Origin of the sequence: Halomicrobium zhouii, from assembly GCF_900114435.1 — an archaeon.
In the GTDB taxonomy this organism is placed as follows: domain Archaea; phylum Halobacteriota; class Halobacteria; order Halobacteriales; family Haloarculaceae; genus Halomicrobium; species Halomicrobium zhouii.
On the sequence record NZ_FOZK01000002.1, the window covers coordinates 630293 to 651898 of the forward strand.

The 21606-nt window shown below is 66.0% G+C and carries 18 protein-coding genes; 12 read left to right on the forward strand and 6 right to left on the reverse strand.

The annotated features are described in order from the left end of the window. Positions 1-56: 56 nt before the first annotated feature. Together BM337_RS10330 and BM337_RS10335 are read left to right on the forward strand one after the other, a co-directional pair. Positions 57-923: a DUF7093 family protein gene (locus BM337_RS10330; protein WP_089816532.1), complete on the forward strand. Its 867-nt coding sequence runs from the start codon at positions 57-59 to the stop codon at positions 921-923. Between the two features lie 26 nt (positions 924-949). Continuing rightward, on the forward strand, positions 950-1342 hold the full coding sequence (locus BM337_RS10335; protein ID WP_089816533.1) for a DUF5611 family protein: 393 nt from the start codon (positions 950-952) through the stop codon (positions 1340-1342). 635 nt (positions 1343-1977) lie between these two features. Here BM337_RS10335 and BM337_RS10345 read toward each other — a convergent pair. The 4 genes from BM337_RS10345 to BM337_RS10360 all read right to left on the reverse strand — a co-directional run bounded on the left by BM337_RS10345 (position 1978) and on the right by BM337_RS10360 (position 4922). Then, on the reverse strand, positions 1978-2772 hold the full coding sequence (locus tag BM337_RS10345) for an ABC transporter permease (protein WP_089816535.1): 795 nt from the start codon (positions 2770-2772) through the stop codon (positions 1978-1980). Next, positions 2769-3722 carry an ABC transporter ATP-binding protein gene (locus tag BM337_RS10350; protein ID WP_089816536.1) on the reverse strand — a complete coding sequence of 318 codons (954 nt, stop codon included), beginning with the start codon at positions 3720-3722 and terminating at the stop codon, positions 2769-2771. Before BM337_RS10350 ends, BM337_RS10345 begins: the two co-directional genes overlap by 4 nt. A 101-nt stretch (positions 3723-3823) precedes the next feature. Then, positions 3824-4183, reverse strand: a complete 360-nt coding sequence (locus tag BM337_RS10355; protein ID WP_089816537.1) for a cell division protein SepF — start codon at positions 4181-4183, stop codon at positions 3824-3826. A gap of 259 nt (positions 4184-4442) precedes the next feature. Beyond that, positions 4443-4922 carry an RNA-binding protein gene (locus tag BM337_RS10360; protein ID WP_089816538.1) on the reverse strand — a complete coding sequence of 160 codons (480 nt, stop codon included), beginning with the start codon at positions 4920-4922 and terminating at the stop codon, positions 4443-4445. A 164-nt stretch (positions 4923-5086) separates the two neighbouring features. Here BM337_RS10360 and BM337_RS10365 point away from each other — a divergent pair, with 164 nt between their 5' ends. Next, positions 5087-5368: a DUF7562 family protein gene (locus tag BM337_RS10365; protein WP_089816539.1), complete on the forward strand. Its 282-nt coding sequence runs from the start codon at positions 5087-5089 to the stop codon at positions 5366-5368. A 239-nt stretch (positions 5369-5607) separates the two neighbouring features. Beyond that, a complete protein-coding gene (locus tag BM337_RS10370) occupies positions 5608-6918 on the forward strand; it encodes an RNB domain-containing ribonuclease (protein ID WP_089816540.1) in 1311 nt (436 codons plus the stop codon). A 7-nt stretch (positions 6919-6925) separates the two neighbouring features. On the opposite strand, the gene BM337_RS10375 is transcribed toward BM337_RS10370, so the two are convergent. After that, positions 6926-7300, reverse strand: coding sequence for a winged helix-turn-helix transcriptional regulator (locus tag BM337_RS10375; protein WP_089816541.1), 375 nt, complete (start codon positions 7298-7300; stop codon positions 6926-6928). Between the two features lie 212 nt (positions 7301-7512). On the opposite strand from BM337_RS10375, the gene BM337_RS10380 reads away from it, so the two are divergent. Beyond that, positions 7513-7743, forward strand: a complete 231-nt coding sequence (locus tag BM337_RS10380; RefSeq protein WP_089816542.1) for a DUF8015 family protein — start codon at positions 7513-7515, stop codon at positions 7741-7743. A 164-nt stretch (positions 7744-7907) separates the two neighbouring features. Here the strand turns inward: BM337_RS10380 and BM337_RS10385 are convergent, their stop codons facing one another. Next, on the reverse strand, positions 7908-8501 hold the full coding sequence (locus BM337_RS10385) for a 50S ribosomal protein L15e (protein ID WP_089816543.1): 594 nt from the start codon (positions 8499-8501) through the stop codon (positions 7908-7910). A gap of 313 nt (positions 8502-8814) precedes the next feature. Between BM337_RS10385 and BM337_RS10390 the strand changes: the two genes are divergently transcribed. The 7 genes from BM337_RS10390 to BM337_RS21405 all read left to right on the forward strand — a co-directional run bounded on the left by BM337_RS10390 (position 8815) and on the right by BM337_RS21405 (position 21593). Beyond that, positions 8815-9870 (forward strand): TrmB family transcriptional regulator, encoded by a 1056-nt coding sequence (locus BM337_RS10390; RefSeq protein ID WP_245778645.1) that lies wholly within the window; start codon positions 8815-8817, stop codon positions 9868-9870. A 410-nt stretch (positions 9871-10280) separates the two neighbouring features. Then, the gene (locus BM337_RS10395; RefSeq protein ID WP_245778646.1) at positions 10281-12014 is read left to right on the forward strand and encodes a cellulase family glycosylhydrolase; all 1734 of its coding nucleotides are present in this window, start codon (positions 10281-10283) and stop codon (positions 12012-12014) included. A gap of 61 nt (positions 12015-12075) precedes the next feature. Further along, entirely contained in the window at positions 12076-13911 is a 1836-nt protein-coding gene (locus BM337_RS10400; RefSeq protein WP_089816545.1) for a cellulase family glycosylhydrolase, read from the forward strand. Between the two features lie 351 nt (positions 13912-14262). After that, positions 14263-14697, forward strand: a complete 435-nt coding sequence (locus tag BM337_RS20620) for a hypothetical protein (protein WP_143117698.1) — start codon at positions 14263-14265, stop codon at positions 14695-14697. After that, positions 14694-16541 carry a sialate O-acetylesterase gene (locus BM337_RS10410; protein ID WP_089816547.1) on the forward strand — a complete coding sequence of 616 codons (1848 nt, stop codon included), beginning with the start codon at positions 14694-14696 and terminating at the stop codon, positions 16539-16541. The genes BM337_RS20620 and BM337_RS10410 overlap by 4 nt, the downstream gene beginning before the upstream one ends. A 190-nt stretch (positions 16542-16731) precedes the next feature. Next, positions 16732-18012 carry a PKD domain-containing protein gene (locus BM337_RS21620; protein ID WP_245778647.1) on the forward strand — a complete coding sequence of 427 codons (1281 nt, stop codon included), beginning with the start codon at positions 16732-16734 and terminating at the stop codon, positions 18010-18012. Between the two features lie 179 nt (positions 18013-18191). Next, positions 18192-21593 (forward strand): fibronectin type III domain-containing protein, encoded by a 3402-nt coding sequence (locus BM337_RS21405; RefSeq protein ID WP_143117699.1) that lies wholly within the window; start codon positions 18192-18194, stop codon positions 21591-21593. The last annotated feature ends 13 nt before the right edge of the window (positions 21594-21606 follow it).

The following is a 21606-nucleotide window of genomic DNA, read 5'->3' on the forward strand; positions in this document are numbered from 1 at the left end:
CAGATCGCGGGGGGCAAGCAGTAGGCTTATGTTTCGCAGCGAATCATGACGTGACAATGGGTCTCAAATGCTCCGTCCTTGGACACAAGTTCGGAGACGCGACGGTCGAACGCGACCGTGAGGAACAGGGGAGCGAGGTCGTGATCACCATCCGGGAGATCGAGGCCTGTCGCCGCTGCGAGGAGGAGCGGGTCGTCTCCGAGAACAAGGAAGTCACGACGCTGGAGACGCCGGACGAGCCCGCCGGTGCGGACGCGGAGCCCGCGGACGAATCCGAGGAGACGGGATCGGACGAGTCGGAACCGGCCGCCGGCGCCGAGGACGTGACGTCCGATTCCGCCGACGAGGCTGACGACGCTGGCGACGACCGCGAAGACGACGTCGAGACGTCCGGGAGCGCGGACGAGGAGTTCGACGGCCCCGTCGACGCGGACGACGGGACAGCCGTCGGCGATACCCCGGTCGACGCCACCGAGGGCGCCGAGATTCTGGATGCCGAGACCGAAGACGACGTCGTGGACGACGAACTCGCCGACCCCTCCATCGAGGAGACGGGTATCGGCAGCGACCCGGTCGAGGAGGAACCGGTCGAGGACGACGCCGTGTTCATCGACGAGGACGACGAGAGCGACGACGGCGACGGTGGTCGGGAGCCCGGCGCGTGGCCGGAGGAGCCAGACGACGACCGCGACGACGCGTGGGCACCGAGTGACGCGCTCGACGACGAGAAACCGATCACGGCCCCAGACGCTGGGACGGAGAACAACGCCGCCGTCACCATTCCGGACGGCCAGTTCCGCTGTCCCCAGTGTGGCTACACGACGCTGGTAGAGGACTCCTCGCTGCGAGCCGGTGACTTCTGTCCCGACTGTCGCAAGGGATCGCTCGTCCACGAACCACGGGACGAAACGCGAAAAGAGTAAGGCGGGTCCCACACAAACCGATTTGCATGCGAGAGTACAAGATGCGTCGGGGGGAACACCTCGAAGACCGCGTTCCTGACATGGAGGCATTTGTCGAGGATTACTTCGGTGAACCGACCGACACGGAGGAGTACAAGGGGAACGACCTCCTGGTCGTCGAAGAGCCCGAGAATCCGGTGTTCGAACGCGTCGTCGCCGGAACTATCGAATTCAGTGGCAAGAAGAACAAGCTGGCGCTCAACATCACCGAGCGGCCGGCCGAGGACGTCATCGCCGAGGGCCACGTCGACGCCGCGGAGGACGCCGTCAACGCCAAGAACGACTTTCTCGAGGAGGCGACCGGCCGTGACGCCAAGGCCCGCCGCGACTCCATGAAACGCGACGTCGAGGACGACGCCGACGCGCCCGACGACGTCTAGGCAACTCCTGTCTCCGTCAAGCGATTCGAACTGGCCCGAACAGTCGTCACTCCTAAGTACGTGTGTGACATACGTTATCACACGCCTGGCCCGGAGGCGGCTCGTAAATATCCGGGTCACGAGCCCGGCTCGTGCGGCTGCCGACCGGCTGGGTACCCGGTCGGCGTGCGCCCTGTCATAGTTTGTCCCGCCCCGCCGGTGGCGGACAGTGCCTGGCGGCCGGCCGCCAGCACAACCCGGCATTCCGGTTTTCGATCCGTGTTCTAGCGCTAGCTTTTATTCGCCTAAAACGAGGAGATACACGATCACAGTAGTGAACGTTGTAATCGCTACTACCACAAACGCCACGAGCCGATATACGACTCCTTCTTCAGGGATGAGACCGCGATCTGCCGTCCATTGTATTAGCCCAAACCCCAGAACCACTGAAACCGTCACTCCGACCGGAAGCGTGAACCAGAGTAGCTGAAACAATTTCATACACTAAATAAATGACATTAGATAATAAACATCGTCATCTGAAAGTATCCCGTTCGAAGTACCAATACGAATCGTCGAAATGCTATACTCTCGGAATGGCTGGCAGTGAGCAAGCAGAGATCGAATCCACTCTAAGTTGCTAAGTTGGTGTTCCTCTACTCCACGAGCCCGTAGCCGCGCTTGACGAGCGCGATATCGAGGGCGACCACGGCGACGGTCAGCCCGGTCAACACCGCCAGCGAAACGTCCGGCGCGACGTCCACGGCGCCGGGGACGACGCCGTACCGGACGCCGTTGACCATGTACACCATCGGGTTGAAGTACGACACCGTCAGCGCGATGCCGTCCAGGGCCTCCAGCGGGTAGAACACGGCGCCGAAGAAGACGAGCGGCCGGATGATGAACTGGTTCATCACCGTCAGGTAGTCGAAGTCTTCCGCCCAGAGGCCGCCGATCAGGCCGAAGCCGGCGAACAGGACCGGGATGACGACGGTGAAGGCCAGCAGGTAGAACGGGTTGACCAGCGGCACCGGGGCGAACAGCCAGCCGATGGCCCAGATGATGCAGCCGACGACGACGCCGCGTAGCGCCGACGCCGTGACGTAGGCCAGCACCATCTCGGTGTGGGACAGCGGCGAGGTGAGCACCTCGTGGATGTACTCGTTCCAGCGCCCGTGGAAGATGGAGAACGACGCGTTCTCGAAGGCGTTGGAGATCATCCCGAGCACGACGAGGCCAGGGAGGATGAACAGGATGTACGCCTCGCTGGGCGAGAGGCCGGTCTGCTGGAGGCCGACGTCGCCCAGGTCGATGCGCGCGCCGAGGACGACGCCGAAGACGGTGAAGTACAGCAGGTTGGTGATCACCGGCGGCAGGAAGGTGTTGCGCGGCCGACGGACGTACCGGAGGATCTCCCGGCGCAGCAGCGTCCGGAAGCCCGTACTTCTCACTGTGCCACCTCCGTCTCGACGCTCTGTGTGCGCTCCGCCCTCGTGAGGTCGACGAACACCTCCTCCAGTGACGCCCGGCGGACGTCCAGCGAGGTGACGGTGTACCCCTGCGATTCGAGGTCCCGCATCACCGCGGGGGCGAGGGTGCTCCCGCCCGCGGCGGTCACCAGCAGCGTGTCGCCCTCGACCGTCACGCCGTGGACGCCGTCGACGTCGAGCGTCGGCGCGGTGGTCGGGGCCGACGCCAGTCCCACTTCGACGGTGTCGGTGCCCCGCTCCATCAGGTCCTGGGGCGTCGCGACCTCCACCTTGTTCCCCTCGTTCATGATGGCGACGCGGTCACAGAGGCGCTCGGCCTCCTCGATGTAGTGCGTCGTCAGCAGGATGGTGGTCCCGTCGTCGTTCAGGTCGGTGATGAGCTCCCAGAGGTCCCGGCGGAGTTCGACGTCCACGCCCGCCGTCGGCTCGTCGAGAATGAGCAGGTCCGGGTCGGAGACGAGCGCGCGGGCGAGGACGAACCGCCGTTTCATCCCGCCCGAGAGCCAGTCGAAGCGCGTATCGCGCTTGTCCCAGATGCCGACAGTCTTGAGCGCGTCGGCCGCCCGCTCTTCGGCGACGTCGTGGGGAACGCCGTGGTAACCGGCCTTGTGCTCCAGAACCTCGTGAATCGGGAAGAACCGGTCGACGTTGTACTCCTGGGGCGCCAGACCGATGCGGTCCCTGGCCTCACGGTAGTCGGCCTCCACGTCGAAGCCGAACACCTCCGCGGTCCCGCCGTCGGCGTGGACCAGCCCGACCAGCGAGTTGATGAACGTGGTCTTGCCCGCGCCGTTCGGCCCGAGCAACCCGAAGAACTCCCCCGACTCCACGGTGAGCGAGAGGCCGTCGAGGGCCTGCACGTCACCGTAGGATTTGCGTAGCTCGCGGACGTCGATGGCGGGTGCCGTCATTGGCTATGCGAAACCGATGGCCACGCAAAAGGGTGCTGAAACGGCTCTCGTCGTGGAATTCCGTCGACAAAACCGGCGTCGATAAGTCGTCTAACGTCGCGTTACTGGCCGAGGCGTTCGCGGCTGATCGCCACGCCCGCCGGCGTGATGAGCAACTGGTCGTCGTCCTTCTGGACGATGTCGCCGCCGACCTCGTTGACGACGCGCTTGAGTTCGTCGCTTATCTGTTCCATCGTCCGGTCCTGCGTGCTGTGGCGCGTGATGTCGGCGACGACGATGTCACCGTCGTAGACGGCGTCTTTGATCTCGATGACGTCCTGCTTGTTCCCGATTCGGGCGATCCGGACCTGTCGCTCTGCCTCTTCGGAACCCAGGTCGAAGTCGTCCGCGTGCAGTTCGACGTAGTCCTCGGTCTGGCGAGACGACCCGCCCTCTCCCAGAATCTTGCTCATCAATCCCATGTTCCCCAAGGTGGGTGGAATCCGTATAGGTCTTACGTCAGACGCGACCTTTTTCGTCGTCGGGTGTCCTCGGACCGCTTCGCGGTCCTGCGGGCACCACTCCTCGAAAATCACCCTCAGACGCGCTTCGCGCGTCTGATGGGCTCGCAAGTGCTTCGCACTTGCGACCGTCGGTGAAAAAGGCCGGTCGCTCGTTTCACTCGCGACCGGTAGAAACCGCGGCTCCCTGCGGTCGCCGCGGTATGCTCTTCCGCCCCGCCTACACCGTGAACTCGAAGAGGTCGTCGCCGACGTGGTGGATGGACTCGACGACCTTGCCGGAGTCGCCGACCATGTCGTCGCCGGAGGCCTTCGCGCGGCCGACGGCGAGGAACTTGCCGTGGGACTCCTCGTTGATGGCCACCAGGTCGCCCTCGGAGATGTCGTCGTCGGCCTCGGTGATGCCCGGGCGCATCACGTCCGCACCGTCGGAGACGAACGAGACGGCGCCGGCGTCGACGGTGACGATGTGCTCGGTCGGCGGGAAGGCGTTGAGTCCCTGGACGGTGAGGAACGGCTCGTCGTCCACGTAGAGGACGAGCGGTTCGCCGTCGACGAGGACGACTTCCCAGTCGCTGTCGTCGAACTCGACTTTCTCGTAGCTGTCGGCCTCGACGTCGACGCCGAGGTTCTCCGACACGGCCGTCTCGATGTCGTCGATTGCGTCCGCCCGGAGGTGGTGGCGCGACTTGACGTTCATACCCTGACTGTGCAGTGGCCCGGAGATAAATCGCCCGCTCTCGCGGTACTGGTGCGCGACGCGTGCTCGATTCGACCGTCCTGATGGACTGTTCACGGACGATCGGACGTGCTGTCGCCGACGTGCGAAAAACGATAAATAGGTAGGCGAACCAACTAGTTCCCATGCTGGGATCCCGGCGCTCCCGGGACGTCGTCACCTGCATCGCCTGCGGTGAGTCCGTGGACCGGACCGACGCCCGAGAGTACGACAAACACGGCGACCGGTGGAATCGCCGCGACAAAGAGTTCGAGTACCTCTGCAAGCCCTGCCATCGCGACCTGACCCACCAGCCCCGGAGCGGCCTCGAAGATACCCTCGACGACGCCGGCGCCGGCGAACTCGACCAGGCCCGCTTCCTCCAGCAGTACCACGACCTCGTGCGGGGGCGCGACTCGCCGAAGTAAGGCGTCACACCGCCCGTAGACCGCGTTTTCTTCGCTCGGCCCTTCGCTGCACGCCTGTCGCTCCCTGCGGTCGCTCCCCGCCAGCTCACGGCTCGCTTCACTCTCACGGTTCTCTTCGTTCACCGTTCGAGCACTGTGGCGCGTAGCGCCACTCGTTCCCCGTTCGCCGTGAGCTGGTTTTCGCTGCGCTCGAACCAGCCTCCCGACACTCCTAACTACACACCCTCCGTAGCCGGCGTATGACCACAGACGACGCGCAGGCCGCGGCAGGCACCGTCGAGGGCCAGGGTCCCGTCGAGATCGACGAGGACGTGGCCCGGCACCTCGCCAACAAGCGCGAGGAGCTCTTCGAGAAGTTCGAGATCCGCGACGAGTTCCCCCCGGCCGTGATGGAGGAGGCCGAAGAGCGCACAACCGACGTCCAGCAGGAGATCGCCGAGGAGATCGACGAGCGCGAGGACCTCCGGGAGATGACGACCTGGACGACGGACCCCATCGACGCCCAGGACTTCGACGACGCCATCTCCGTCGAGGAGCGCGAGGACGAGTACGTCCTCTGGGTCCACATCGCCGACGTGACCCACTACGTCAACCCCGACACGGCGATGTGGGACGAGGCCGTCGAGCGGGCCAACACCGTCTACCTCCCGGATTACACCATCCACATGCTCCCGCCGATGCTGGCCGAGACGGTCTGTTCGCTGGTCCCCAACGAGGACCGCCTCGCCCACACCGTCGAGATGCACCTCGACAAGGAAGACCTGGGCTACGAGACCATCGACATCTACAAGTCCGTCATCCGCAGCGACGCCCGGCTCACCTACTCCGAGGCCGAGACGCTGCTGGACGAGCCAGAGAGCGCCGCCGACTTGCTCGAAGACCAGAGCGTCGACCTGGCGGAGAAGACGGACCTCGTCTGGCACCTCGCCGACGCGATGCACGAACAGCGAAAAGAGGAGGGGTCGCTCGTCCTGAACCCCAGTCGCGACCGGGCCCACACCATCATCGAAGAGTGCATGCTCAAGGCCAACAAGGCCGTCACGCACGAACTCATGTGGGGTCGCGGCGTCGAGGCGATGTACCGCGTCCACCCACAGCCCAGCCCAGAGGAGTGGGACGAGGCCCTCGTCGAGATCCAGGAACTCGACGGCGTCTCCATCCCCGGCAGTTCGTGGGACGACCCGCGGATGGCCGTCAACGCCACGCTGGAACAGGCGCCCAAGCGCCAGCTCGACCAGATCCAGTGGGCCGTGATGAAGGTCATGCCCCGGGCGAAGTACATGAACGACCCCTTCGGCGGTCACCACGCGCTGAACTTCGAAATCTACGGTCACTTCACCTCGCCCATCCGCCGGCTCTCGGACCTGATCAACCACTGGATCGTCTACACCAACGACGTCCCGGAGGACCTCGTGGCCCTGTGTGACCGGGCCAGCGACAAGCAGAAAGACGCCGAGCAGTGCGAACGCGAGTACAAACAGTTCCTCGAAGAGGTCGGTCTCGACCCCGCCGCGGTCAACAATCGCGGGATCGAAGTCGTAGAGGAATAGGGAGCCGTCAATCGGCAGCGGGATCCGTGCCGTGCGCGTCGAGGTACCGCTTTCCCCACTCGTCCATCGCCGTCACGACGAGTTCGAGTTGTTCGCCCCACTCGGTGAGCGAGTACTCGACGCGGACCGGTTTGTCGTCGATGACGGTCCGGTCGACCAGGTCGCGTTCCTCCAGGTCGTCGAGGCTCTCGGAGAGCACTTTGTCAGAGATGCCCTGGACTCGCTCTTTCAGTTCGTTGAATCCCAGGGCGCCCGCTTCGAGCAGCACGGACACGATCAGCGGATGCCACTTCTTTCCGAGTACTGTCGCCGTCACGGACAGTGGCCGACGTCGTCTCCGCCCGGTCCCACACCCCGGTGCGTCGTTCCCCGTCAGGTCCATAGCTCGCATATAAAATTCCTCACAGATAAATGCTGCAGAACCCGACTTGCCCCACCTCGTCACAGTCAAGATCATTTCGGAGATAATATTTAAATATTCGAGTTAGGTAACAGCAAACCACGGAAACACGGCGGTGTGTGTTCGGAAAAGTTGATTAACATAACATTTTAGTGGGATGGGCCCGGAGTTCCGGGCGGAGGTGAGAACGAACGATGGCCAGTGACATCGACGACACGGCGGAACGAACGGACGTTCGACGGGTTTCGCGATACGACCTCGTTCTGGCCGTCATTCCGACGGCGTTCCTGCTCGCCGGGATCGCGAGCCTGTTCGTCTCGGCCCCGACGCGGGTCGTCCTGACGGGGGCGGCGGCCGTCGGGCTGCTCGCGCTCGTCGACGGCATGTTCGTCAACCCGCCCCGTTCCGGGTCTGGAACTCTCTGAGGCCGTCGCGTTCAGTTCGTCCACGGGTACCGGTTCATCGCGTCACACCGCCCAGAATTCTCTCCACGGACTCACTGGACGTCCAGCCGGTGCCCGGAATGCGTAGCGAGCGCTCACCGGCTGCTAGTAGACAGTCGCAAACGACGGAAGAACGGCCGCGTCGGTTACTTGCCGCGTCCTCGGTTCGAGCTGAGGCTGGGGCGGGTGTGTTCGCTACCCTTGCCCTTCTTGCCGAGGCCCCGGTTCCGCTGGCCGGCGCCGGTGAGGCCGCGGAAGACGCGGTCGGTCTGGGCCGGGTTGCAGATCCAGTTGAGGTCGTCGTCGTTCTGGATGGCGGGGTGGTTCGGGTCGACGAGGACGACTTCGTGCCACTTCTGGCTGCCGTCCTGGCCGACGGAGTAACTGTTGAGCACCTCGAGGTTGGGGAAGGTCCGCGCGGCGCGCTCTTCGGCGACGCGCTGGATGTTCTTCCGCCGGGTGACGCGGGTGACGCCCTGTCGTTTCGACCGGCGACCGGCCTTGTGCCGGACCTTGCGGGCCCCGCCCTTGCGGACGGAGACGCGCGCCACGATGACGCCCTGCTTGGCCTTGTAGCCGAGCGAGCGGGCCTTGTCGAGGCGGGTGGGGCGCTCGATACGTTCGACGGCGCCCTGTTCGCGCCAGTCCTGTTTCCGCTGCCACTGCAGTTCCGCGAGCTTGTCGTCGTCGTCCTGGTTCTTCCAGGCGTCCCTGATGTGGGAGTAGAAGCTTCGTGCCATGTGTGTTCACCACGGGCGTTGCGTGGTTCAAGCCACGCCGCGGTCGACTCGACCGCTCGCGGCTCACATCCCGACCTGTACAGACAGGTGCCCGCTGGTGCCCGTCGTCCAGCGAGTTACCCCACAGTATCCCGTTCGTCCCCTTAAGCGATTCGAACTCTGCTAGCTCCCGGGCGGGTATCGCCCGGTCACGGGTCGGAGGCCGCGCTGGTACCGGCCGTTTCAAAATTTAATATTATAGTTATCACACGCATTATTAAGGGGGGTGACGCTATATAGATAATGAACGATACTTATGGATAGGCGGACCCTGTTGGACGGACTCGTAGACGGTGGGCTCTCGGAGTACCAGGCCGACGCGTACCTGACGCTGCTCGAACGCGGTACGTCGCCGGCCGTCGACGTGGCGAAGAACTGCTCGATCCCGGTCCCGCGCATCTACGACATCCTGAACGAACTGGAGCAGATGGGATACGTGGAGACGCTCGATAGAGACAAACTGCACGCGCGTGCGTGCGACCCAGTCGAGTTCATCGAGGACCTCCATCACAAGAGCGCACGCCTCTCCGACGTCGCCTCGGAGATCGAGGACCGGTGGGAGCACTCCCCCCTCGGCGAACACGAGATCAACGTGACCAAACACGCCCAGACGGTCCTCGACCACGCGGAGGCCAAGATTCGGGACGCGGAGTGGGTCGTCGACCTCGCCGTGACCGACCGGCAACTCGCCGACCTGGAGGGGGCGCTGGAAGCGGCCGTGGCGAACGACGTCGTCGTCCGCGCGTCGGTGTACTCGGAGGCCGGGGAGTCGTCCATCCTCGACGACCATCCGGTGACCGACGTCGTGACCGAGATCAGGGCCCGTTCCATCAGCGGCCCGTTCCTCGCGGTGATGGACCGGACGGTGGCCTGTCTGGCCCCGACCGAGCGGATGCCGGACCCCTACGGCGTCGTCGTCAACGACGAACTCATCTCCTTCATCTTCCAGTGGTACTTCCAGACCTGTCTCTGGGCGGTGTGGGAGACCCACGACCAGCGCCGCCGGTATCCCGTGCGGTACGTCTCGCTCAAGGAGTTCGTCTGTGACGTCTACCCGGTCTGGTGGGAGGACGCGGTCATCTCCGTGACGGTGGAGGGGATCGACACGACCTCGGGCGAGCAACGGGTCGTTTCGGGCGTCATCACCGACGTTCTCTTCCCCGGCAAGGACCTGACCGGTACCGCCCCCGGCCTGATTCAGCTGGCGGGACAGGCGACGGTAGTCGTCAAGACGCCGGATCGGGTGTGCACGGTCGGTGGATGGGGCGCGCTCATCGAGGACGTCGAGGCACGTCGTATCACTATCGACGCGATCGAGTGGCCTGCCTGATCCGGTTGGTTCACTCGCCACTTCCGTTTCTCGACGCACCGCGCCCGACCGCGAGCGGCGCCTACGTGCGACGCCAGTTACCTGCGAATTGCGTGTCAGGGAGACACTTTTACGCGAGTTAAAATGATGGTGAAACTGACAGTGTGCCCACTTTCGTCCACGATGTGGCTGGAATTCGAACTCTCGAACTCATATATGAATAATTACCTGTGGGGAAAACAATAGTAAACTACCAGATTGCTTATAGCAGGTGTGGAAAACACAATACTGCTAATAACGGCGGTTAGAGCGTTTTTAGGACGTTTTTAATATTCTAAAATAATTAACCCGTCAGTATAGGAAAGTATTTTATATGGTCCTGTATATAGTATGGCAACACGCACCGTCGGGTGCGTGTAGAAGGGGTCACAATGACAGACCGAGAAACTCCCCCGAAAGGGGATAGAGAGGCATCGCTGTCCGACCAATCGAAGCCCGGAGGGAGCGCCCTCAGGCGGGACTTCCTCAAGAGCAGCGCCGTGGCCGGCGCGCTCGCGCTCGGGGCGGGATCGTTCGCCACCGGTGGCGCGTCCGCCGGTATTCCGACGCCGCGGCTCCATCGAGACGGGAACCTGATCAAGGATCCCGAGGGGAACACCGTCACGCTGCGCGGGGTCAACATCGCCGACCCGAAGCGCATCAACGTCACCTCGCAGGCGCGCGGGATGACGGCGACGCAGGTCATCGACATGCTCACCGACGAGAGCGATGGCTGGTACAACCGGGTGATCCGGGTACCCGTACAGCCCGTCGATATCGGTGAGTTCGAACCCGGTTCCGGCCCGCCGGTACCGGCGTTCGACGAGAGCCAGCTGGAGAGCTACCTCACGAATCACCTCGACGAGGTCGTCCAGCACTGTGCGGACCGTGGCGTCTACTGTATCATCGACTATCACCGCCACCGGGACGTCCAGTGGGCCGAGGGCCAGGACGGGCCGGTCAACACCGAACTCCAGGACGAGGTCGACATGTTCTGGGACATCGTCGCGCCGCGCTACGCCGAGGATTCCCACGTCCTCTACGAGGTGTACAACGAGCCCACCGAGCCGGGGATGTGGGAGGACCCGACGACGACGGACTGGGTCGCCGACATCTGGCGTCTCTGGCTCGAGATGGCCCAGCCGTGGGTCGACACCATCCGCTCGCACGCGGACAACCTGATCCTGATGGGGTCGCCCAGCTGGTCACAGAGTCCGGAAGGCGCCCTCGTCGAGGAGTTCGACGGCGAGGACATCGCCTACACCTTCCACATCTATCCGGGGCACAACTCCAGTCAGAACAACGACTGGGAGGACGCCTCGACCAACGGTGAGGGCGTCGCCGGCGTCTACGAGCAGGCGCCCCTGTTCGTCACGGAGTTCGGCTGGGAGGAGAACGCCGGCCAGTACATCGGCGGGACCGACTCTGGCTACGGCGAACCTATCCTCGACTGGCTCGAAACCAGCGAAGCGATCCACTGGACGGCCTGGTGTGCCGACCCCGTCTGGCGGCCCGTGATGTTCAGCCGGCCGTTCACCGAGAACGCGAACGATTCGGTCGGCGACCCGTACAACGGGTCCGTCCCCGAGGCCTGTTCGGACCTGCCCTGTGAGTGGGAGCTCACGACCGGCGAAGGCGGCATGGGTGACAACATCAAGAACGCCCTGGAACAGTACCGCAACGACGGGCTCCCGGGCGGCGGCTCCGGGACGCCGCCTGAGACGGACACCGAGACTGACACGGAAACTGACACCGAGACCGAGACTGACACGGAGACGGAGACGGACACCGAGACCGACACGGAGACGGACACGGAGACGGAGACGGACACCGAGACCGACACGGAGACTGAGGATCCGCCGGACGATGGCGACCTGATCGCCTCCATCGATCCGGGGACGACGTCGGCGTCGACCGGCGACCTGGTCCAGTTCTGGATCACCGACGAGACCGGCAACAGCACGTGGATCACCGACCTCCAGTGGGAGCTGGGTAACGGCTCGACCGGCAGTGGCTGGTACACCGACGAGCGCTACCAGTCCGCTGGCACGTACACGGTGACGCTCACCGCCACCGACAACGAGGGCAACACGAGCACGGATTCGGTGGAGGTCACCATCTCCTGACCGGACCGGCGCGATTCGGCTCGCATAGCGACGCAACTGAACGACTACGAACGACAACACAATGTCACACGACAACGCGAACGGCGGCGGAGAATCGACGAACAACAACGGACGGCGGATCGACAGCGTCTCGCGACGGGACGTACTGAAGGCGGCGGGCGCCACGGCACTGACGGCCGGGATGGCGAGCAACCTCATCGGCTCGGCAGCTGCAGTCGGCATTCCGACGCCGCGGCTGGAGCGCGATGGCAACGAACTCGTCGACCCGAGCGGCAACCAGGTCATCCTTCGCGGCGTGAACATCGCCGACCCAGCCCGGACCGCTCGTAGCTGGCGGAGCAAGGACGCGATGGGCATCTTCGACAAGGCGACCAACACCGACTCTTCGAACGACGGCGGCTGGCACAGCCACATCATCCGTGTGCCGACCCAGCCCCAGGACATCGCAGACGGCGGGTCCGGCAGCGTCGGATCGATGCCTCACGGCGACGACTGGGGCCCGCTCCTCCCCGGCCAGTTCGACGAGTCAGACCTGGAGACGTACTTCACCAACTACGTCGACCCGCTCGTCGACGCCGCCGAGGAGAACGGCACGTACATGATGATCGACTATCACCGGCACTTCCCCATCTTCCACCAGCCACAGCACGAGGAAGACATCGGTGAGTACGAGTGCGGTGAGGAGTCCTTCGAGAACGACCTGGGCTTCTGTGGCGAACGCGGCGTCCTCTGGCACGGTGAGGACCAGGCCGACCAGCTCGACGGCTACACCGAGGAGTACGCCGCCGAACTCAACCAGGAGCTCGAGCTGTACTGGAACTTCGTCGCGCCCCGCTATGCCGACCGGGAGCACGTCATCTACGACATCTTCAACGAGCCGACCGGCCCGTACGCCGGCGACTGGGGCTCGCCGACCTCGCTTCCAAACACTGGCGAAGAGGGTTCGGAGAACCCCTCCTACGACGCCGACGAGAACCAGCAGTACTGGGACATGTGGGTCGACCGAGCGCAGCCCTGGGTCGACATCGTCGAGGAGAACGCACCCGCGAGCGTCAAGACCATCGGCTCCCCGCGGTGGAGCCAGCTGACCTACTGGGCGCCGACCAACGAGTTCGACGGGACCAACATCTGTTACACGGGCCACGTCTACACCCACGAGGGAATGCGCCCGCTGTCGGACTCCTTCGGTACGGCCGCCGAGGAAGTCCCCGTGTTCTTCAGCGAGTTCGGCTGGGCGATCGACGGCGGTCGCGACGGGTTCAACTTCCTCGACGGGACGGCGACGGGTGAGCCTGAAGGGTACGAGGTCGCCTACGCCGACGACTTCGAGAGCTTCCTCGACGAGTACCCGGTCCACCCCATCTGCTGGAACTTCGACCACACCTGGGAGCCGTCGTTCTTCGTCCACGACGAGAGCCAGGACGGCAACTGGGTCATCCACGACTACGAAGACCGACCGGCCCAGTGGTGGCAGGAGTACCTCGCGGCCAACGCGGAGAACGACCTCCCCGGCCAGAGCGACGACGACACGACGACGGAGCCGCCGACGACGACAACGACGACGTCGACGCCGGAGACGGACACGCCGGACACCGACACGCCGGAGACGGACACGCCAGACACCGACACGCCGGACAGCGGCGACCTGGTCGCCTCTATCCGTCCCAGCACGACGTCGGCGTCGACCGGCGACCTGGTCCAGTTCTGGATCACCGACGAGACCGGCAACAGCACGTGGATCACCGACCTCCAGTGGGAGCTGGGCGACGGGTCGACGGACAGCGGCTGGTACGCGGACAACCGGTACAGCTCCAGCGGCAGTTACACCGTCACCCTGACCGCGACGAACAACGAGGGGACCTCGAGCACGACCTCGGTGGAAGTCTCGATCTCCTGACGACCGACGCGATAGCAGTGACGACGCCGCGCCACGTGACGCGCGGGCCGTTCGGCCCAGGCAGGGGGACTCGGTCCCGACCACACCGGTCGGACCCGAGCGCTAGTGGCCGAACCGACGCGGCGGCTGGCCGCCCAGTCCGGCGGTCGCCCGCCACGGGGTAGCGAACTCCGGTTCGCCGGTTCCGGGGCGACCGACTCGCCGCCGTTCGATGGCGGCACACGTCGGGCCCCGGTCACCGGAACGAATCACGCGACCGACCACGCCGCTCCCGGCTATCGTCGGGCACGTTACGGGGGTAACTGCCGCCCGACGACCACTGGGGCTGGCCGACGCAGACACGAGACGACGATGACAGAAAACGATGCGACCGGACCGAGATCCGACGCGAGCGGACCGACGAGGGGACACAGATCGCACGGCGAGCAGCGGGACGGGAGCGCCGGCGAATCCGACACCACGAGCAGACGGGCGCTCCTGCAGGCCGTCGACACTGGAACCCTCGTCGGGAGCGTCGCTCCGTCGGAGGACCGGGCGCACGCCGACGACTTCGCGACTGCCTGCGAGACACTCGATTTCGATCTCGCGTCCCCGCGGGCTTGCTGCTCGGACGAGGGCAGTCACTACCGCCAGCAGGACCCGGACGTCTACGACGAGGTGGGGTTCCAGCACGCACGAAATCGACGGGATACGACTCGAATTGCTACACGACTGCTCGACGCACCTGCGACGCCGCCCCGGCGGTCGGGGCCGACCAGGCGGGCGACGCGAACGAACATGACATGACACGACGGACAGACAGCACCGACGAATGGGGCGAGGGACCGAGTAGCGACGCCGACCACGGCGGAACGAACGAGCGGGACGAGACCGGGGGAACCCAGCATCGACGCGACTTCCTGAAGGCCGGTGCGACGGTCGGCGCGGGCACGTTCGCGCTCGGACTGGGCGAAGAGGCGTCCGCGGCCACCGAAACCGACCCGTCGGACCTCGACATCTACCTGCTGTTCGGCCAGTCGAACATGGAGGGGGCGGGTCCGATCGAGGAGCAGGACCGGGAGACGCATCCGCGGATACACGTCCTCGCGGACCTCGACTGTTCGAACCTCGGGCGCGAGTACGGCGAGTGGTACCTGGCCGAACCGCCGCTCAACCGATGTAACGCGGGGGTCGGTCCCGGTGATTACTTTGCGAAGACCGTGATCCAGGAGATGCCGGAGGACAGGGGTATCGGCCTCGTCCCCGCGGCCGTCGGGGGCGCCGACATCGCGCTCTTCCAGAAGGGAGCGCCCATCGGCCGGAACGACCGCAACATTCCGTCGCAGTTCGACGGCGGCTACGAGTGGCTGCTGGACCTGGCCCAGACGGCCCAGCAGGTGGGGACGATCAGGGGCATCCTGTTCCACCAGGGTGAGACAGACACCGGCGACCAGGAGTGGACGTCGGACGTGGCCGGTATCGTCGAGAACCTCCGCTCCGACCTCGGGATCGGCAACGTCCCGTTCCTCGCCGGCGAGATGCTCTACGACTCCCAGGGCGGGTGCTGTGGCTCGCACAACACCGAGGTCAACGAACTTCCGGACGTGATCCCGAACGCCCACGTCGTCTCGGCCCAGGGACTGGCGGGCCAGGATTACGCCCACTTCACGACGGAGGCGTACCGTGAGTTCGGCCGGCGCTACGCCAACGAGATGCTGGAACACGTCGACGTCGGCGGTACCGGCGGCACTGGTGGCACCGGCGGCGATTCGGGCGGCGATTCCGGCGGTGACTCCGGCGGAGACAGTGGCGGTGGCTCCGCCAGCCAGCAGCCCTACGACGGCTCGCCCCACGCCGTCCCGGGGACCATCCAGGCCGAGGAGTACGACGAGGGTGGCTCGGGCGTGGCCTACAGCGACAACACGTCCGAGAACGAGGGCGGTGCGATGCGGACCGACGAGGCCGTCGACATCACCTCCAACAGCGCCGGGTCGGGTTACGGTATCGGCTACATCGAGTCCGGCGAGTGGGTCGAGTACACCGTCGACGTCCAGCAATCCGGCGAGTACACCCTCGAGGCCCTCGTCGCCTCCGACTCCGGTGGTGGCTCGTTCCACCTCGAAGTGAACGGCCAGGACGTCAGCGGGACCGTGGCCGTTCCCGCCACCGGTGGCTGGGATTCCTGGGAGACCGTCTCCACTTCCGGCGTCTCGCTCGACGCCGGCCTGCAGGTCGTCCGCGTCTCGATGGACGAGAGCTGGTGGGACCTGAACTACATCGACCTCTCGCTCGCCAGCTCCGGCAGCGGCGGTAGCTCCGGCGGCGACGACGGCGGTGGTTCGGGAGACACCGGCGGTTCCGGGGACTCGACTGTCGAACCCCCCGAGAGCACCGGCGATCTGATCGCCGAGATGGAGCCGAGCACGGCCACGGCGGGCGTCGGCGAGCGCGTCACCTTCAGCGTCACCGACACGACCGATTCGAGCACCTGGATCGACTCGCTGTCGTTCGACTTCGGCGACGGTGCTTCGGCTACCGGCTGGTGGGCCGAACACGCCTACGACTCGGCGGGGAGCTACACCGTCGCACTGACCGCGACCAACAACGAGGGCAGTTCGACGACCCACGAGGTGACGATAACGGTGTCGTGAACCGAGCTACCGCTCGCCTGGACGGCTCCCGGTCTCCCGGACCGGACGCCGTGGCTGGGCGGGTGATTCGAACGAGAACCGACGACCCATCCCACGCTCGACCGTCGCGGGACGAACCGCCGCTCGGCGGTACGTTCCCGACGCTGACGACCGGGATCACGAGATAAACGAACGCAGCTGATTCACACCAATGACACGAGACACGACCGACGACGGAATCGACGAACGACAGACCGACCCGGCCGACGAACGACCGGCCGACGGTGACGGCCGAACCCCGCTCGCGAACCCCGCACGCCGCGACGTCCTGAAGGCGAGCGCCGCGGTCGGCGCCGCCGGCCTCGGACTCGGCCTGGGCAACTCCGCCACGGCGGCGACGGCCGAGGAGATCTGCGACTCGGAGTTCGGCCAGATTGAGGTCGGCGACGGCTACACCCTGATGGACAACCAGTGGAGCATGTCGAATGTGGCCCAGTGCGTCTGGTTGAACGACGACGGGAGCTACGGCTACGACTTCGACGCCTCGAACGGTAGCGGCGGCCCCAACTACCCGGAGGTGTTCATCGGGACGCGCCCGTGGGGCGAGGACACCGGGGTCGCGGAGTTCCCGATCCAGCGCCGCGACGTCGACCAGCTAGAGATGGCGGTCGACGCCGACTACAGCCAGTCAGGCGGCGAGTGGAACTGGGCCGAGGAGTGGTGGCTGATGGAGCAGCCACCGGGCCAGGAGGCCGAAACCCACGTCTACGAGATTATGTTGCTGCTTGACTGGAACGGCCAGCACGACCACGGCGGGATGGAGAACGAGGCCGCCTGGACCGACCAGTACGGCAATACGATCGACCACTGGACGACGTACAACTCCGGCGGTACGAGCGCCACGTTCCCCATCTTCCGCGTCCAGGGCGGCTACGACGGCGGCCCCATCGACATGACCGAGATCATCGACTACGTCAGCGCCGAACTGGGCGCGAGCGAGGACCTGTGGCTCTCCGGCATCGAACTCGGCAACGAGTACTGGGGGGGTTGCGTCGGCGAGACGACGTACAACTCCTTCGAGGTCACCATCAACGGCTCGACGTACACCAGCGGGAGCGGTGGCGGTGGTAACGGGACCCCGACGACCGAGCCGCCGACGGACACGCCGGAAACCGACACGCCCGACACGGAGACGCCGGACACGGACACGCCCGACACCGAGACGCCGGACAGCGGCGACCTGATCGCATCGATCGATCCGGGGACGACGTCGGCGTCCGTCGGCGACATGGTCCAGTTCTGGATCACCGACGAGACCGGCAATAGCACCTGGATCACCGACCTCCAGTGGGAGCTGGGCGACGGGTCGACTGACAGCGGCTGGTACGCGGACACCCAGTACGACTCGGCGGGCACCTACACAGTCACCCTGACCGCGACCAACAACGAGGGTGCCACGAGCACCGACGAGGTGGATATCACGGTCTCGTAACCGAGCCACTGCGCTCCATCACTCCGGCTCTGCCGGTCCCCGCACGCGCCCACCGGGAACCGGACCGACCGACGATCGGCCGATCCACCACGCGACGACGAACGACGGCTTCGACGCCTCGTTCTCGTCGGTGTCGATCGAGATCGACGAGATCAACTCACCCGACTGACAGTACGCCCATGACCACAGACGAATTCGACGACGACCGCACCGACGACCGACCGACTGACGCCGCCGAACCGTCGGCGACGAGCGGCGCGTCCACTGGGCCACTCGGGGACGCGTCGCGCCGCGACTTCCTGAAAGCGGCGGCCACAAGCGGCGCCGTCGCAGCCGGTCTCGGCGGCGGCTTCGCGGGCAGCGCCGCCGCGGCGGTCATCGACACGCCGCCGCTGCACGTCGACGGCAACCTGATCAAGGACCCCGACGGCGCCACGGTGACGCTCCGCGGCGTGAACATGGCCGACCCGAAGCGGATCAACGTCACCGCGCCGGCCAGGGGCAAGACAGCGACGGACGTGGTCGACCTGCTGACGAACACCGACGAGGACTGGTACTCGCGAGCCATCCGCATCCCGGTCCAGCCCGTCGATATCGGCGAGCACACGCCCGGCGAGGGACCGCCGCCGGTCGCCTTCGACGAGGGGCAACTGGAGACGTACCTGGAGGAGCACCTCGACCCGGTCGTCGAGCGCTGCCTCCAGCGTGGCGCCTACGCCATCGTCGACTACCACCGCCACCGGGACGTCCAGTGGAACGACTCCACGCTCGACGAGGAGGTGCGCACGTTCTGGGACGTCGTCGCGCCGCGGTACGCCGACCAGCCTCACGTGATGTACGAACTGTACAACGAACCCACGGAGCCCGGGATGTGGGGCGACCCGACCCAGAGCCAGAACTGGGCCGACGTCTGGCGTGACTGGAAGGCCGTCGCCCAGCCGTGGGTGGACATCATCCGCGAGCACGCGCCCGAGAACCTGGTCCTCGTCGGCTCGCCGAGCTGGTCCCAGAGCCCGGAGGGCGCGCTGGTCGAGCCTTTCGACGGCGGGAACCTCGCCTACACCTACCACATCTACCCCGGCCACGACTCCAGCCAGGCGGGGGACTGGGAGGACGCCACGAACAACGGCGAGGGCGTCGCCGGCGTCTACGAGGAGTACCCGCTGTTCGTCACGGAGTGGGGCTGGGAGGAGGGCGGCGGCGAGTACATCGGCGGGACGACGTCGGGGTACGGCGAGCCGTTCCTCGAGTTCCTCGAGCAGAGCGAGGCGATCCACTGGACTGCCTGGTGTGCGGACCCGGTCTGGCGCCCGGTCATGTTCGACCGCGCGTTCGCCGAGGCGGACTTCGAGGACAACATCGGGAACCCCTACGAGGAGGACGTCCCTCAGGACTGCACCGACCTCCCCTGCGAGTGGGAGCTGCTCGGCGGCGACAGCTACATGGGCGAGACGGTCAAGAACGCCCTGATCGAGTACCGGGACCACAACCCGCCGACGGTCCCCTACGACACCCAGGCCCCGCCCACGCCGACGAACCTCAGCGCGGAGGGGGTCGCCGAGACGACGGTGGATCTCTCGTGGGACGCCGCCAGCGACGAGGGCGAGGCGGGCCTCTCCCACTACGCCGTCTCCGTCGACGGCGAGCAGACCGCGGAGGTCCCCGAGGGAACCACGACCACGACCGTCGAGGGACTCGAATCGGACACGACGGTGACTCTCGGCGTCACCGCCGTCGACCGCGCGCGCAACGAGTCCGGGACGGCGACGGTCGAAGTGACTACCGACGCCTTCGAGGACTCGACGCCGCCGTCGGTCCCCGGGAACCTGTCGTCGCCGGCCCGAACCTGGCAGTCGGTGACGATCTCGTGGGACGCCGCGACGGACGCGGGCGACGCCGAGACAGCCGGTATCGACGGGTACAACGTCTACGTCGACGGGGAACGCGATCGCCGGGTCGCCGCCGAGACGACCCAGGTCCAGATCGGCGACCTCGACGCGGACACGACCTACGAGTTCGGCGTCAGCGCCGTCGACCGCGCGGACAACGAGTCCGAGCAGGCGACGCTCAGCGTCGCCACCGACCTGGCCAGCGCCGGGCCGAACGACCTGCTGATCAACGACTACGACGGCGACCCGGCCTGGCCCGACTCGAACGACCTGGGTAACTGGGTCGGGAGCAGCGGCTTCGAGAGCATCGGGGTCGTCGACGGTGCCCTGGAGATCGACTACGACGGCAGTGGCTGGTACGGCACCGGCGTCTCGCAGGACATCACCGACTACCCGACGCTCCGGATCAAGGTCTCCGGCGAGAACGGCGGGGAAGAGCGCGGGATCGAACTGGAGTTCGCGGGCATCGACCCGCTGCTCTCCGAGGTGACCGACGGCACGATCGGAACGGGCGAATCGATCCTGTCCGTCGACCTGGAAGCCGCGGGCGCCGACCTCGAAGCGCCCGGCCAGATCACCTTCCGGTTCTACGACGCGGGCGACAGTTCGATCGCCATCGACGAGATCTGGCTGGACAGCGGCGAACCGGCCGAGACCGGTGATACGACGGCGCCATCGGCCCCGTCGAACCTCACGTCGCCGAGCCAGACGGAGACGGCCGTCGAGGTCGAGTGGGACGCCTCGACCGACGAGGGCGGCTCCGGCCTGGACCACTACAACGTCTCCGTCGACGGCGAAATCGACCAGCAGGTCGCCGCGGGCACCACGTCGGCGACGGTCGAGGACCTGACCGCCGGCACGGCCTACGATATCGCCGTCTCCGCCGTCGACGGCGCGGGCAACGAGTCCGCGCAGGCGACCGTCGCGGTGACGACGGCCGGCGCGACCGACGAACAGGCACCGACCGCTCCGGCGAACCTCACCTCGCCGGCCCAGACCGACTCGACGGTGGAACTGGCGTGGGACGCGTCGACCGACGAGGGCGGGGCCGGCCTCGACGGCTACGTCGTCTCCGTCGACGGCGAGGAAGACCACACCGTGGACGCCGGGACGACGAGCACGACCGTCGAGGGGCTCGAACCCGAGACGACCTACGAGTTCGGCGTCAGCGCTGTCGACGGCGTCGGCAACGAGTCCGGGACGGCGACCGTCGAGGCGACGACCGAAGCGGGTGAGACGGAACCGCCCGCGGACGACGCGCTCGTGATCAACGATTACGACGGCGACCCGGCGTGGTCGAGCAATCAGAACGACCTCGGCCAGTGGTGCGGGGCCGGGTCCTTCGAGAACGGCGGCGGGGAGGTCCAGGACGGCGCGCTCGTCCTCGAGTACGATAACGGCGGCTGGTTCCAGGAGCAGATCAACCAGTCCGTCGAGGAGTACTCGTCGCTCGTCTTCGCAGTCAGCGGCGCGAACGGCGGCGAAGAATCCGAGGTCCAGTTCAACATGGGCGGCGTCACGTCGCTCCTTTCCGACGTGACCGGCGACTCCATCGGGACGAGCACGGGCGACGTCGCGGTCGACCTGGAATCGGCCGGCGTCGACACCGCTTCCCCGGGGCTCTCGGTCCGCCTGAACTTCTGGCAGGGGGGTGCCAGCACGCTCGAAATCGACGAGATCCGACTCGAATAGCGACGAAACTGGC